The sequence below is a fragment of the Mesorhizobium sp. WSM4828 genome (assembly GCF_055811175.1).
Genome location: NZ_JBVVQK010000009.1, coordinates 116,130 through 129,552 on the forward strand (window position 1 = coordinate 116,130; position 13,423 = coordinate 129,552).

At 64.7% G+C, this 13,423-nt stretch carries 13 protein-coding genes; 5 read left to right on the top strand and 8 right to left on the bottom strand.

All coding sequences use genetic code 11. From position 1 onward, the window contains the following. The first annotated feature begins 22 nt into the window (after positions 1-22). Positions 23-1,726, top strand: coding sequence for an FAD-binding dehydrogenase (locus AC0L2X_RS13125; protein WP_473599889.1), 1,704 nt, complete (start codon positions 23-25; stop codon positions 1,724-1,726). On the opposite strand, the gene AC0L2X_RS13130 is transcribed toward AC0L2X_RS13125, so the two are convergent. Next, entirely contained in the window at positions 1,704-2,450 is a 747-nt protein-coding gene (locus tag AC0L2X_RS13130; RefSeq protein ID WP_352490430.1) for a GntR family transcriptional regulator, read from the bottom strand. The two genes, AC0L2X_RS13125 and AC0L2X_RS13130, sit on opposite strands and share 23 nt — an antisense overlap. Positions 2,451-2,549: 99 nt before the next feature. On the opposite strand from AC0L2X_RS13130, the gene AC0L2X_RS13135 reads away from it, so the two are divergent. From AC0L2X_RS13135 to AC0L2X_RS13145, 3 genes are all read left to right on the top strand, one after another. Then, a complete protein-coding gene (locus tag AC0L2X_RS13135; protein ID WP_352565678.1) occupies positions 2,550-3,104 on the top strand; it encodes an autotransporter in 555 nt (184 codons plus the stop codon). A 156-nt stretch (positions 3,105-3,260) separates the two neighbouring features. Further along, on the top strand, positions 3,261-4,046 hold the full coding sequence (locus AC0L2X_RS13140; RefSeq protein WP_023677589.1) for a DUF899 domain-containing protein: 786 nt from the start codon (positions 3,261-3,263) through the stop codon (positions 4,044-4,046). A 97-nt stretch (positions 4,047-4,143) separates the two neighbouring features. Continuing rightward, a complete protein-coding gene (locus AC0L2X_RS13145; protein ID WP_473557167.1) occupies positions 4,144-4,410 on the top strand; it encodes a hypothetical protein in 267 nt (88 codons plus the stop codon). A 46-nt stretch (positions 4,411-4,456) separates the two neighbouring features. Here the strand turns inward: AC0L2X_RS13145 and AC0L2X_RS13150 are convergent, their stop codons facing one another. The 7 genes from AC0L2X_RS13150 to bcoG all read right to left on the bottom strand — a co-directional run bounded on the left by AC0L2X_RS13150 (position 4,457) and on the right by bcoG (position 12,361). Then, positions 4,457-5,398, bottom strand: coding sequence for an alpha/beta hydrolase (locus AC0L2X_RS13150; RefSeq protein WP_473599890.1), 942 nt, complete (start codon positions 5,396-5,398; stop codon positions 4,457-4,459). Between the two features lie 234 nt (positions 5,399-5,632). Then, entirely contained in the window at positions 5,633-6,415 is a 783-nt protein-coding gene (locus AC0L2X_RS13155) for a carnitinyl-CoA dehydratase (RefSeq protein ID WP_352863045.1), read from the bottom strand. Next, positions 6,408-8,486: an acetate--CoA ligase family protein gene (locus AC0L2X_RS13160; protein ID WP_473599891.1), complete on the bottom strand. Its 2,079-nt coding sequence runs from the start codon at positions 8,484-8,486 to the stop codon at positions 6,408-6,410. Before AC0L2X_RS13160 ends, AC0L2X_RS13155 begins: the two co-directional genes overlap by 8 nt. 64 nt (positions 8,487-8,550) lie before the next feature. Continuing rightward, the gene (locus tag AC0L2X_RS13165; protein ID WP_473599892.1) at positions 8,551-9,714 is read right to left on the bottom strand and encodes an acyl-CoA dehydrogenase family protein; all 1,164 of its coding nucleotides are present in this window, start codon (positions 9,712-9,714) and stop codon (positions 8,551-8,553) included. Between the two features lie 4 nt (positions 9,715-9,718). Next, positions 9,719-10,792, bottom strand: coding sequence for a 3-hydroxyacyl-CoA dehydrogenase NAD-binding domain-containing protein (locus AC0L2X_RS13170; RefSeq protein ID WP_473599893.1), 1,074 nt, complete (start codon positions 10,790-10,792; stop codon positions 9,719-9,721). Then, on the bottom strand, positions 10,789-11,418 hold the full coding sequence (locus tag AC0L2X_RS13175; RefSeq protein WP_473599894.1) for an HD domain-containing protein: 630 nt from the start codon (positions 11,416-11,418) through the stop codon (positions 10,789-10,791). Before AC0L2X_RS13175 ends, AC0L2X_RS13170 begins: the two co-directional genes overlap by 4 nt. Before the next feature lie 31 nt (positions 11,419-11,449). Then, positions 11,450-12,361 carry a 3-dehydrocarnitine:acetyl-CoA trimethylamine transferase BcoG gene (gene bcoG, locus AC0L2X_RS13180; RefSeq protein ID WP_473599895.1) on the bottom strand — a complete coding sequence of 304 codons (912 nt, stop codon included), beginning with the start codon at positions 12,359-12,361 and terminating at the stop codon, positions 11,450-11,452. A 76-nt stretch (positions 12,362-12,437) separates the two neighbouring features. Here bcoG and AC0L2X_RS13185 point away from each other — a divergent pair, with 76 nt between their 5' ends. Beyond that, positions 12,438-13,418 (top strand): GlxA family transcriptional regulator, encoded by a 981-nt coding sequence (locus tag AC0L2X_RS13185; protein WP_473557182.1) that lies wholly within the window; start codon positions 12,438-12,440, stop codon positions 13,416-13,418. Positions 13,419-13,423 lie beyond the last annotated feature (5 nt).

Here is a 13,423-nt window from a genome sequence, read left to right on the forward strand (position 1 = left end):
GGACGAGATCATGGCCAGATAGATGTCCGACGACGCGGATGTGATCATTGTCGGCGCCGGCCTTGCCGGCCTTGTCGCGGCGGCCGAACTGACTGAGGCCGGCAAGAAGACCATCATCATCGAGCAGGAGCCGGAGCAGTCGCTTGGCGGCCAGGCATTCTGGTCGCTCGGCGGCATCTTCCTCGTCGATTCGCCCGAACAACGGCGCATGCGAATCCGCGATTCGTATGAGCTGGCGCTCGAGGACTGGCTGGGCACCGCAGCCTTCGACCGCACGGAAGATCTTTGGCCGCGCCGCTGGGCCGAGGCCTATGTCGGCTTCGCCGCCGGCGAGAAGCGCTCCTGGCTCATGCAGCGCGGCCTGAAATTCTTTCCGGTGGTCGGCTGGGCCGAACGCGGCGGCGGCAATGCCGTCGGCCACGGCAATTCGGTTCCGCGCTTCCATGTCACCTGGGGCACCGGCCCCGGCGTTCTCGAACCGTTCGTGCAGCGCGTGCGCGAGGCCGAGAAGCGCGGGCTGATCCGGTTCAAATTCCGTCACCGGGTCAACGAATTGACCCGGACGGGCGGCGCCGTCGACGGCGTGCGCGGCGACATATTGGCGGCGAGCGATGCCGAGCGCGGCCGCAAGAGCTCGCGCGAGATCACCGGCGATTTCGAGCTGAAGGCGCAAGCCGTCATCGTCGCCTCCGGCGGCATCGGCGCCGATCACCAACTGGTCCGGCAGAATTGGCCGCAGCGGCTGGGTGCGCCGCCGAAACGCATGATCACCGGCGTTCCCGACCATGTCGACGGCCGCATGCTGGCGATCGCCGAGGCTGCCGGCGGCAGGCTCATCAACCGCGACCGCATGTGGCACTATGTCGAGGGCGTCAGGAACTGGGCACCGATCTGGACCGATCATGCGATCCGCATCCTGCCCGGCCCGTCATCGCTGTGGCTCGATGCGCGCGGCAAGCGCCTGCCGGTGCCGCTTTATCCCGGCTTCGACACGTTGGCCACGCTCAGCCACATCATGAGCACCGGCTTCGATCATTCCTGGTTCATCCTGACCAAAAAGATCATCCGGAAGGAGTTCGCGCTGTCGGGCTCCGAGCAGAACCCGGATTTGACGGGGAAGAGCTGGCGCCAGGTGCTTGGCCGTGCCACCAGCGGCGTGCCCGGGCCGGTCAAGGCGTTCATGGAGAAGGGCGAGGATTTCATCGTCGAGCCCGAACTGCCGGCGCTGGTCGCCCGCATGAACGCAATGGCCGGCGGCGAGCCGCTGCTCGAATTGTGCCAAGTCGAGCGCGAAATCCGCGCCCGCGACCGGCAGCTCGACAATCCGTTCTCCAAGGACATGCAGATTACTGCGCTGCGCGGCGCGCGAGCCTATCTCGGCGACCGGCTGATCCGCACCGCAAGGCCGCACAAGCTGCTCGATCCCGCCAATGGCCCGCTGATTGCCGTCAGGCTCAGCATCCTGACCCGCAAGACGCTCGGTGGGCTGGAGACGGACCTCGGCAGCCGTGTGCTGGGTACCGGCGGCCAACCGGTCGAGGGGTTGTACGCGGTGGGCGAAGCCGCCGGTTTCGGCGGCGGCGGCATGCACGGCCATGCAGCGCTCGAAGGCACGTTTCTCGGCGGCTGCATCTTTTCCGGCCGCAGCGCTGGACGGGCGGCAGCACGCGCGCTGGGTGAAACAAGGTCGACCGTGACGCGCTTTAGGCGAAGGGCTGCAAATTGACGTCCTGAAGCTTGGAACCGGCAAGCAAAGCCTCGAGCACCTGCTTCTTGAGAGACAGGCACTGCGAACGGGCAAGTTTGACGATGGCGGAAACGTCGCCTGCCTCGCAGGCAAGAACCAGTTCCTTTTGCTGGGCGATGATCAACTGGGTGAAGTCGCGCGACTTGAACCCGAGGTGGAGAACCCGCGCCGACTGGTCGAGTAATTGGTCCAGCAGATGCGCCAGTCGTAGATTTCCCGAGAGCTCCGCAAAGGCCAGACGAAAGGCACGATCGGCCGCCAGGAAGGCGACGTGGCTGCGTAGCGTCTCCGGCTTCAGCACTTTTTGCGCTGCCAGCCTGACATCCTCGAGCCCGCGCTCGGTCATGTTCGATGCCGCCACCCTGAGCACTTCCGGTTCGATCAAGCTGCGGACATCGAAGATCTCGTTGACGTCGCGCAGGCTGAGCGTTGCAACGACGTAGCCACGGCGCGGCTCGCTCCTGACCAGCCCTTCCTGCATCAGGCGGGCCAACGCGGCGCGGATGGTCGCCTTTTTGATCTGGTATCGATCGCCGATCTGTTTCTCGGTCAGCGCTTCACCGGGGCGCAGCACGCAGGCAATGATGTCGTTCCTCAGCTGCTCATATGCCTGTTCCCTGCGAAGGACGTCGGCGGCTGACAGTGCTGTCGCCTCGACCGTGGCCGGCCTTGCCGGTTCGGCGGTCAACTTCGTCGTTTTCATATTCTGTCCGTCTGGCTGTCCCGTTGACGCTGGCATCAGCATTCGCTAGCGTGAGCATCTCAGATTGATAATCTGAGCATCTCAGGGGGGATAACTGATATGCCTTTGCCCGCCAACTCGCCTCTCTACGCCGTTGCCGACGATATCGTCAATGCCGCGAGGGGACCAGATCCCCTCGAAGCGATAAGGACGGTCCTGGGCGACTACACCAACCGTTTTCACGCATCGGGAACACTCGCTCACGAAGAAGACGACGACGAGGTGCTTTTGCATGCGAGCCCGAACCTGACGATCTACCACATCACGCTGTCGCCCGGCCTGCAGTACCCGCCCCACAACCACCTGATGGATGCCTTGATCGGCATCTACAAGGGCAGCGAGACGAACTTCATCTATCCTGTTGCCGGCAGCGAACTCGATGTTCCCGAAAGGCAGGACATCGCAGCGCCTGCCGTGGTGCACATGGCGTCAAATACCGTGCATGCGGTTGCGAATACCGGCAGCGCGCGATCAGGTGCGCTGCATGTCTATCTCGGCGATCTCACACGAACCCACCGGCAGCTGTGGAGCCCGGATAGTAACCAGGCCGAACCATTTGACAACGACCGCTATCTGGCCGGGGCTCGGCCCATTCAGCAGTCCGGGCGGGAATGAGCGCAGGGCGTCGCGGGCGGCGAAATTGGCCGTGATCAGCGAACCCGTCGGAATCGCGTCACACTTGTCACTCTCGCCAATCCGCTATCGCCCCTATCCTATCTCACGACCCAACACGTCGCGCCTGCGGCGACAAACCAGCAAGGGAGATGCACAATGACGGCTCATCAGAATGGCACAGGCGAACAGACGACGCGGCTCGCGATGAAGACACCACCGGTCGTTTCGCCCGACGCGTGGGAAGCCGCGCGCCAGCAGCTGCTCGTGAAGGAGAAGACGGTGACCCGGGCTCGCGACGCACTGGCCGCCGAGCGCCGGCGGATGCCGTGGATGGCGGTGGAGAAGACCTATACGTTCGAAGGGCCCGACGGAAAGGTGAGCCTGCTCGACCTGTTCGAGGGCCGCCGTCAGCTGATCGTCTACCGCGCCTTCTTCGAGCCCGGCGTATTCGGCTGGCCCGACCACGCTTGCCGCGGCTGCTCGTTGGGGGCCGATCAGGTCGGCAACCTCGCCCATCTGAACGCCCGCGACACCACGCTTGCCTACGCCTCGCGCGCACCGCAGGCGGACATTGCGCGGCTGAAGGCGCGGATGGACTGGAAGATGCCCTGGTACACCATCACCGACAGCTTCGATGCCGACTTCGGCGTTGACGAGTGGCACGGCCATAACGTGTTCATCCGCGACGGCGATCGCGTGTTCCGCACCTACTTCATCAACAACCGCGGCGACGAGGCGATGGGGACCGTATGGAGCTATCTCGACCTGTCGCCGCTCGGCCGCCAGGAGGTTTGGGAGGATTCGCCCGAGGGTTATCCGCAGACGCCGACGTACAAATGGTGGAACTGGCACGACAATTACGGCGCCGAAGCCGTTCCTGACAAAAAGTGGGTCGAGGTGTCGGACGCCGGAGAGGCCGCGTTCCGGAACCGCACTGAATAGAACGTCTTTGGCGTCGCGGAAATGCGGCTAGGACAATTGGAGGAGCGGGATGCACGGTTCATTCGACGCATCCCGCTCGCTATCAGGGACAACGGACATGAGCGAGATTCATGCAGGCGCATCCGCCGGCGATCCGAGCCCGGCCGGCCATAGCGTGGCCGATTGGCTGTCCTTTGCGGCCGCGCCGACCTTCGCGACCATGGCGCTGCTGACGCTTCTCGGCGGAGCGCCGGATATGATGTGCTCGACCGGGCAAGAGGCGTCACCGCTGGGCGGCATGGTCCCGATGTACCTGCTGATGAGCGCCTTTCATTTAGGACCTTGGCTGAAGCAGGTTTCCGGCCGGCGACGCCGCCGCAAATAGAGCTGTACCGGCCGACAACGGCCCGTTCTGGTCGGGAAGACATCCCTCACCAGATCCACTCGCCCCTTCCCAAAACCGCTACCGCATCGACAATCCGGGTAAAGCTCGAGCGGGCGCGGCCGGCCGTGTGCCTGGCGCGTAAATACCCATGCACCAGCCCCGGCTCCTCGAACCACCAGGCGCGTCCGCCTGCGGCAACGATGCGGTCGCGATAGGCCTCGCCGTCCGACGACAGCGGGTCGCATTCGGCGGTGATCACGACGGTAGGCGGCAGATTGGCAAAGTCTGCGTCGGCGAGCGGCGACAAGGTGAGATCGCCGGTGCGGTCCTCGCCACCGGTCCTGATGTCCTTGTAGAAAACGAGGTCGCGCACGTTAAGCATCGGCGCTTCCGCGTGGGTGACATATGAACCGGCGGAGCTGTCGCCGCCAAGGCCGGGATAGACCAGGATCTGGCCGATCGGCTTGCGCGCATGGCCGCGCGTCGCGTGGCTGACGGACGCGGCGAGATTGCCGCCGGCACTGTCGCCGCACAGCAGGATAGGCCGTTCGTAAGTAGTCGACGCCCATTCGAAGGCGCCGATGGCATCGTCGAAGGCGGCCGGATGAAGGTGTTCCGGCGCCAGCCGGTAGTCGACCGAAACCACTTCGTAGCCGGTGCGGCCGCAAAGCTCGGCGCAGAGGTCGTCATGGCTGTCGAGCCCGCCGAGGATAAAACCGCCGCCATGGAAATAAAGCACCATCGCCGCCGTTTCCGGCGCCGGGGCGCGGTAGATGCGGACTGGAACCTGATGCCATGGCGTGGCAATGGCGGTGGTTTCCGCCGTGACGCCTTGGGGATAGCCGGCAAAGAACTCGCGGCACATCCGGTTATAAATCTTGCGCTGCTCGGCGATGGTGTAGTCGATCGTGTCGGGCGGATAATAGGAGTTGGTCCGCTCGATGAAGGCCCAGGTCTCGGCGTCGATGAGGGTTTTGTAGTCGGTCATGGGCGCTGGACGGGCTGCCAAGGTTGAGCCTGGACACCCCCCTCTGGCCTGCCCTCTTTGCCACCACTTGGCATCTCCCCCGCAAGGGGGGAGATCGGCAGCTTTGGCCTTACAACCCTTCTGTCAACGGTGCAGATTGGCGAAAGTCGAGGTGACATCCAATCTCCCCCCTTGCGGGGGAGATGGCCGGCAGGCCAGAGGGGGGTGGGACGGAACGCCATCATCTCGGCAGTGTCATTTCCCCTTCCACACCGGATCGCGTTTTTCGGCAAAGGCGCGAAAACCCTCGAGATTGTCCTCCGAGCCGTAGAGTGCGTCAACCGTCGGCAGTTGGCGGCGCGTCACCCGGTTCATGGCGTCCTGGAAGGTCAGCGATTCTGCGACCCGGGCCGTTTCCTTGATCGCGGCGAAGACCAGCGGCGGGCCGCTGGCAAGCAGCCGGGCGATCTCCCAGACGCGGTCCTCCAGCCTGTCCTTGGGCAGCACTTCGTTGACCAGGCCCCAGCGATGCGCCTCGGCGACATCCATCCAGCGGCCGGTGAGCAAAAGGTCCATGGCGACGTGATAGGGGATGCGCTTCGGCAGCTTGATCGTCGCCGCATCGGCCAGCGTGCCGGCGCGGATTTCGGGCAGGGCGAAGGAGGAGTGATCCGACGCATAGATGAGGTCGCAGGACAGCGCCAGCTCGAAGCCGCCGCCGACAGCCATGCCGTTGACGCAGGCGATCACCGGCTTGTTGAGATCGCGCAGTTCCTGCAAGCCGCCGAAGCCGCCGACGCCATAGTCGCCGTCGACCGCGTCGCCGCCGGCCGCGGCCTTCAGGTCCCAGCCGGCGCAGAAGAACTTGTCGCCGGCGGTCTTGACGATGGCGACGCGCAGGTCGGGATCGTCGCGGAACGTCTTGAACGTCTCGCCCATCAGCCGCGACGTCTTCAGGTCGATGGCATTGGCCTTCGGCCGGTCGAGCGTGACTTCGAGGATCGTGCCCTCGCGGCGGGTGGTGATGATTTCAGCCATTCTTCTTGTCTCCCAGCACCAGCAGCGCATCGGCGATCCAGGCGCCCTTGCCCTCGGTGCAGACGATCAATGGATTGATGTCGAGCTCCTCGATCTCGCCGGCGTTTTGCTGCACGAAGCCGGCAATGCCTGATATCGCATCGATTGCCGCTGCGACATCGGCCTTCGGCCGACCGCGATAACCGTCGAGCAGCGGGAACAGTTTCAGCCCGCGCAAAGCGGCCTCGATATCGTCGCGGGTCGCCGGCAGCATCAGCGTGACGCTGTCGCGCAACAGCTCGACCAGCACGCCGCCGGTGCCGAGCGTCATCACCGCGCCGAACATCGGGTCGCGGGTGAAGCCGACGAGCAGCTCGGCGACGCCGTCGCGCACCATGCGCTCGACATAAAGGCCGGTGCCAAGCGGGCCGAGATCATGCGCGGCGGTGCTGACCGATTCGGCATCCCTGAGGTTGAGCCGGACCGCGTCGAGTTCGGATTTGTGTATGACACCAAGGGCCTTCAGCGCCACCGGGAAGCCGAGCGCCATCGAGGAGATGACAGCTTCGACCGCATTGCCGGCGCGCTCGCCCTTCGGCACGGGGAGCCCGGCCTCGATGAGCCGCGCCTTCGCCTCGGCCTCGTCCGGGGTGACATGGTCGCCGGCCGGCGCGCCGGACGCCGAAGTGTCGATCGGCTGCGCCTGCGGCTCGCGCCACGCCCAGCCGATGAAGGCTGCCGCCTGGGCGGCGTCTATAGCTTCGGAAATGCCGAACAGCGGCACCATGCCCCGCGCCATCAGGCCGGCCGTATATTCCTCGGGCAGGTTCTCCGGCAGCGAGGAGACGATCGCGCCTTGCGCGCTGTTGGTCTTCAGTGCCGCTTCGAAGGCGCGCAGCGTCGCCCACCAGTCGGTATCCGAACAGCGGTCGGGGCGCGGGAAATCGAGTACCAGCATGTTGAGGTCGAAGCCGCCCGACACCATGGCGGTGAAGGTGGCGGTCATCGCCGGCTCGTTGTTCCAGATGAAGGTGTGGTAGTCGAGCGGGTTGGCCACCGCGACCAGCGGCCCGAGCGTCGATTTGACATGCGCGCGGTGCTCGGCGGTGAGTGGCGGAAACGTCACCCAGCGGCCTTCGGCGCTGTCGGCCATCACCGATGCCTCACCGCCCGAACAGCTCATCGACGACAGCCGGTAGCCGGGCAGAGGACCGGTGATGTGCAGCAGCTTCAGCGCTTCGATGAAGGCCGGAATGGAATCGACACGCGCGATGCCGAGCCGCTTCAGGAACGCGCCGGACGCCGCGTCTGAGCCGGCCAGCGACGCGGTATGGGAAACGGTCGCCTGCCGCGCCTGCTCGGAGCGGCCGACCTTCATGGCGATAACAGGCTTCTTCAGCTCGCGCGCCCGTGCCGCCAGCCTTTCGAAGCCGGCTACCGAATCGAAGGCCTCGATATGCAGGCCGAGCGCGGTGACGCGGTCGTCCTCGATCAGGCCGAGCGCCATTTCGGAAAGCCCGGTCTGCGCCTGGTTGCCGGCGGTCATCAGAAAGGCGATCGGCAGGCCACGCTTCTGCATCGTCATATTGATGGCGATGTTCGACGACTGGGTGATGATGGCAACGCCGCGACCGCCTTCTGGCAACCTGATGCCGCCATGCTGGTCGGGCCACAAAAGCGCGCCGTCGGCATAGTTGATCAGCCCATAGCAGTTCGGCCCGATGATTGGCATCCGGCCCGCCGCCGCGACCAGCTCGGCCTGCAGCCGCTCGCCGTCCTCGTCATAGGCCTCGGTTTCGAGGAAGCCGGCGGCGAAGCAGACCGCACCGCCGGCGCCGCGTTCGGCCAGCGCCTTGACCACTTCGATGGTCAAATGCCGGTTGACGCCGACAAAAGCGGCATCCGGCGCACCGGGCAATTCGGCCACCGAGCGATAGGCCTTGCGGCCGGCGACCTCGGCCTTGCTCGGATGCACCGGCCAGATCTCGCCGGCAAAGCCCATCTTGATCGATTGCGCGACGACGGCGGCGGCCTGCGCACCACCGAAGACGGCAATTGTCCGCGGGCGCAAAAGACGCTCAAGTTTGTGCATCGTCATCTTTTCGTTGGAGCATGATCTTTTCCAAAAACCGGATTCCACTTTTTGGGATCATGCTCTAGCCCCCGAACGGGCGCAGCAGCGCCCGCGAGATGATGTGGCGTTGGATTTCCGAGGTGCCTTCCCAGATGCGCTCGACGCGGGCGTCGCGCCAGATGCGCTCCAGCGGCAAATCGTCCATCAGCCCCATGCCGCCATGGATCTGGATCGCCTCGTCGGCGACGAAGGCAAGCATTTCGGTGGCCTTCAGCTTGGCCATGGCCATGTCCTGGTCGGTGACGGTGCCCTGATCGTACTTCCAGCCGGCTTCGAACACCATCAGGTCGGCGGCCTTCAACTCGGTCGCCATGTCGGCGAGCTTGAACGACACGCCCTGGAACTTGCCGATCGGCTGGCCGAACTGCTGGCGCTGCGCGGCGTATTCGATGGCGTGGCCAAGCGCCCGCTCGGCGCGGCCGAGGCAGGTGGCGCCGACCTGCAGGCGCGTTGCGCCGAGCCATGAATTGGCAACATCGAAGCCCTTGTGGATCTCGCCCAGAACCTGAGTGGCCGGCAAGCGGCAATCGTCGAATTCGAGGATGGCATTGGTGTAGCCGCGATGCGAGACGTTCCGGTAGCCGTCGCGCACAGTAAAGCCCTTGGTACCCTTGTCGACGAAGAAGGCGGTGATCTTCTTGCGTGTCCCACGCGAAGACTCTTCCTCGCCCGAGGCCATGAAGACGATCGCGAAATCGGCAATGTCGGCGTGGCTTATGAAATGCTTGGTGCCGTTCAGCACCCAGTCGTCGCCGTCTTGCACGGCGGTTGCCTTCATGCCGCGCAAATCGGAACCGGCGCCCGGCTCGGTCATCGCCAGGCAATCCCACTTCTCGCCGCGAATGCAGGGAAACAGATATTTCTCGCGCTGCTCCGGCGTGCCGGCGAGAAGGATGTTCGAAGGCCGCGCAACGCAAGTCCAATGCAGCGCGTAGTTGGCGCGGCCGAGCTCCTTCTCGTAAAGCAGCCAAGTCACCGTATCGAGCCCGGCGCCGCCGACATCGGCCGGCATGTTGGCGGCATAGAGGCCCGCTTCGATCGCCTTGGCCTTGATCTCCTCGATCAGCTCACGGCGCAGCACGCCGGTGCGCTCCACCTCGCGCTCATGCGGGTAAAGCTCGTTCTCGACGAAGGCCCGCGTCGTCTCGACGATGAGCTTCTGCTCCTCCGAAAGACCAAAATCCATGGTCTCAGCCTTTCTTCCTTTTCTTCGGCTTTTCAGCCTTGGCCTTTTCGGCCGCCTTGGAGGCGGTGGGCTTCTTGGCCGCAAGCTTGGCCAGCTGCCTGGTGTAGTCCTTATGCAAGGCGCCGGCACCCCAGCCTTTGCCTTTGTTCTGCTTCGACAGTGCCTCCATGATGGCGACCAGATTGTCGTCGCGGATCTTTTCGAGCTCGCGGATCGACAGACCGTGCGCCTGGTCGTCCGACTGGATCGCGATCAGCTCGACCAGCTCGTCATTGAACTCCGGCACATCCATCAGCTTGGTCCATGGCCATTTCAGGCACGGGCCGAACTGCGCCATGAAGTGGCGCATGCCGGCCTCGCCGCCGGCGACGCGATAGACCTGGAACATGCCCATCTGCGCCCAGCGCAGGCCGAAGCCATAGCGCATGATGTCGTCAAGCTCCTCGACCGTGCAGATTCCGTCCTTGACCAGCCACAGCGCCTCGCGCCAGGCCGCTTCGAGCAGGCGGTCGCCGACGAAGGCCTCGATCTCCTTGCGGATGACGACAGGTTTCATGCCGATCGAGGCATACATCTCCTTGGCGACCTCGATCGCCTCGGGAAAGGTCTGTTCGCCGCCGACGATCTCGACCAGCGGCAGGAGATAGACGGGGTTGAACGGATGGCCGACGACCAGCCGCTCCGGGTGCTTCTTCATCGCCACCTGCATGTCGGTCGGCTTGATGCCGGAGGTGGAGGAGCCGACAATGGCGTTGGCCGGCGCATAAAGGTCGATCTCGGCCAGCACGCGGTGCTTCAAGTCGAGCCGCTCCGGCACGCTTTCCTGGATGAGGTCGGCGTCGGCCACCGCCTCGGCGATCGTCTTGGCGAAGGTGAGCTTGCCCTCTTTCGGCAGGCCGCCGGGCAGCATCTGCTTGTAGGCGCGTCGCGCTCCCTTCATCACCTCGCCGACCTTGCGTGACGCCTCGGGGTCGGGATCGAAGATCGACACGTCGATGCCGTTGAGCAGCAGCCGCGCCACCCAGCCGGCGCCGATGACGCCGCCGCCGATGGCGGCCGCCTTGTTGATGATGCTCATGCGGAGGCTCCGGTTCTTGTGCTGGCTGTTGCGGGGTCGGTGAGGGCGACACGCTCGCCGGCACGGATCACGGACTCGTCATAGGCCTTGCGCGCGAACACTTCGAGCACGAAGGGCCGGAAGAAATCGATCGGCAATGTCTCGTAATCCGGGTCGAAGCTCGACTGGTCCCAGCGCTCGCAAAACTCATCGCAATCGTCGAAATACATGTGCCCGGCGAAACGGTCGCGGGCGTGCGGATTGCCGCCGAGGTGGTGGGCGTAATAGAGGCGCTGGAAATCGCCGTGCTTTTCCACCACCCAGGTGCATTGCTCGCGCACAAAAGGCTTCAGGATCGACGCCGCATACTCGTCGTGACTATAGGGTGCATAGATGTCGCCGATATCGTGCAGCAGCGCGCAGGCGATCCAGTCGGTGTCGGCGCCGTCGCGCCAGGCGCGTGTTGCCGCTTGCAGCGAATGGCCGAGCCGGGTGATCTTGTAGCCCGACAGCCCTTCGTCGAGCTGGACCAGCGCGTCGAGCAACCGCTCGCCGGTCTTTGCCGCATAGTCGATCTCGTGCTCGGTGAGGAAGGCGTAATCCTCGCGGTCGCCGTCCTTCATGGCGGTGAATTTCACGGTCTTCATCGGCGGCTCCTCCCAACCGGCTACCGGCTTTTCAAAGCGGTGCGCGCTTCGTCAGGTTCAGCTTTTTGCGCACCTCATCTGGGCCGATGACCCTGGCGCCCATATTCGACACGATGCTGACCGCCCGCTCGACCAGTTGCGCATTGGTCGCCAGCACGCCCTTGTCGAGCCAGAGATTATCCTCCAGTCCGACGCGGACATTGCCGCCGGCCAGCACCGCGGCCGCGACATAGGCCATCTGGTTGCGACCGATGGCAAAGGCCGACCAGTTCCAGGTCGACGGTACATTGTTGACCATGGCCATGAAGGTGTTGAGGTCGTCCGGCGCGCCCCACGGCACGCCCATGCACAATTGCACCAGCGCGTCCGGCTTCAGCACTTGTTCCTCGACCAATTGCTTGGCGAACCACAGATGCCCGGTGTCGAAAGCCTCGATCTCCGGCTTGACGCCGAGCGCCGTCATTATGCCGCCCATCGCGCGCAGCATGCCGGGCGAATTGGTCATGACATAGTCGGCCTCGGCGAAATTCATCGTGCCGCAGTCGAGCGTGCAGATTTCCGGCAGGCACTGGCGGACGTGCTCCATGCGGTTGCTGGCGCCGCCCATATCCGTGCCTTTTTCGTTCAGCGGCAGCGGCTTTTCCGGCGGGCCGAACACCATGTCGCCACCCATGCCGGCGGTCAGGTTCAAAACCACGTCGACGTCTGCCGCGCGGATGCGCTCCGTTACTTCGCGATAAAGATGCACGTCGCGCCTAGGCTTGCCGGTCTCGGGATCGCGCACATGGCAGTGGACGATCGCAGCCCCTGCCTTTGCTGCCTCGATGGCCGAATCGGCGATCTGCTTGGGCGATCGCGGCACATGCGGGCTACGGTCCTGCGAACTGCCGGACCCGGTCACGGCACAGGTAATGAAGACCTCACGGTTCATCGCAAGCGGCATCGGACTCTCTCCCAATAGAACGTAGGGCAAGAATGCCTGACTTGCCGGAAACTGTTTTGCGTTTTACGAAGATCGTGTGACGAAAAACGAAAAACCGACGATCTTTCGGGCTGAGCGTTTGCCGCTCAAGGTAACGCTGCTGGTATTCTCCGGCTCGTCGATCATGTGCGTCGCCTCGGCTGTCGATCCCTTGCGCGCCGCCAACCGCATTGCCGGTGAGACGCTGTTCGATTTCAGACTGGTCTCGGTCACAGGCGAGGCGCCGGTCACCACATGCGGCCTGCCGGTGGCGGTCAGCGGCCGCTTCGATGCGGCTGACGCAACCGATATGCTGGTCGTCGTCGCCGGCTTCGGCACGCAGAACTACGCCACATCGGCCCTGCTGTCCGGACTGCGCCGGGCGGCGCGCGCGGCACGCGCCTGCGGCGGCGTCGAGGCGGGAACGTGGCTGGTGGCGCGCGCGGGTTTGCTGGAAGGGCGCAGCGCCACCACCCACTGGGAGGACATGGAGGATTTTTCATCGGCCTTTCCCGGCATCGACGTGCGCCCCGACCGCTACGTCATCGACGGGCCGGTGTTCACCACAGGCGGCGCCTCGCCGACCTTCGACCTGATGCTGCATCTGATCCGCACGCGGCTCGGCATGGCGGTCGCGCTCGATGTCGCGAGCGTCTTCATCTACGACCAGGCGCGCGCCGCGACGGACGCCCAGCCGCTGGTCTCGCTCGGCCGTCTTGACGGCTACGATCCCAGGCTGGCGCAAGCCATCCGGCTGATGGAAGCGCATGTCGACCAGCCGCTGACCATCGCCGTGGTGGCCAAGCGCGCCGGGGTGACGGCACGGACGCTGGAAAGCATCTTTCGCAAGTCGATCGGCGAAACGCCCGGCGCTTATTACCTCAGGCTGCGCCTCGGCGCCGCGCGCCGGCTGGTGGTCGACACGCGCATCGCTATGGCGGACATTGCCGGGCGAACGGGGTTTTCGTCCGCCGCGGCATTTTCCAGAGCGTTTTCAAGAGCGTTCGGCGAAGCGCCGGTCAGGCTGCGCCAGAGATAGTGGGG

Coding starts and splice junctions, on each gene's coding strand:
- AC0L2X_RS13125 (WP_473599889.1), top strand. CDS start 23: ATGTCCGACGACGCGGATGTGATCATTGTCGGCGCCGGCCTTGCCGGC.
- AC0L2X_RS13130 (WP_352490430.1), bottom strand. CDS start 2,450: ATGAAAACGACGAAGTTGACCGCCGAACCGGCAAGGCCGGCCACGGTC.
- AC0L2X_RS13135 (WP_352565678.1), top strand. CDS start 2,550: ATGCCTTTGCCCGCCAACTCGCCTCTCTACGCCGTTGCCGACGATATC.
- AC0L2X_RS13140 (WP_023677589.1), top strand. CDS start 3,261: ATGACGGCTCATCAGAATGGCACAGGCGAACAGACGACGCGGCTCGCG.
- AC0L2X_RS13145 (WP_473557167.1), top strand. CDS start 4,144: ATGAGCGAGATTCATGCAGGCGCATCCGCCGGCGATCCGAGCCCGGCC.
- AC0L2X_RS13150 (WP_473599890.1), bottom strand. CDS start 5,398: ATGACCGACTACAAAACCCTCATCGACGCCGAGACCTGGGCCTTCATC.
- AC0L2X_RS13155 (WP_352863045.1), bottom strand. CDS start 6,415: ATGGCTGAAATCATCACCACCCGCCGCGAGGGCACGATCCTCGAAGTC.
- AC0L2X_RS13160 (WP_473599891.1), bottom strand. CDS start 8,486: ATGCACAAACTTGAGCGTCTTTTGCGCCCGCGGACAATTGCCGTCTTC.
- AC0L2X_RS13165 (WP_473599892.1), bottom strand. CDS start 9,714: ATGGATTTTGGTCTTTCGGAGGAGCAGAAGCTCATCGTCGAGACGACG.
- AC0L2X_RS13170 (WP_473599893.1), bottom strand. CDS start 10,792: ATGAGCATCATCAACAAGGCGGCCGCCATCGGCGGCGGCGTCATCGGC.
- AC0L2X_RS13175 (WP_473599894.1), bottom strand. CDS start 11,418: ATGAAGACCGTGAAATTCACCGCCATGAAGGACGGCGACCGCGAGGAT.
- bcoG (WP_473599895.1), bottom strand. CDS start 12,361: ATGCCGCTTGCGATGAACCGTGAGGTCTTCATTACCTGTGCCGTGACC.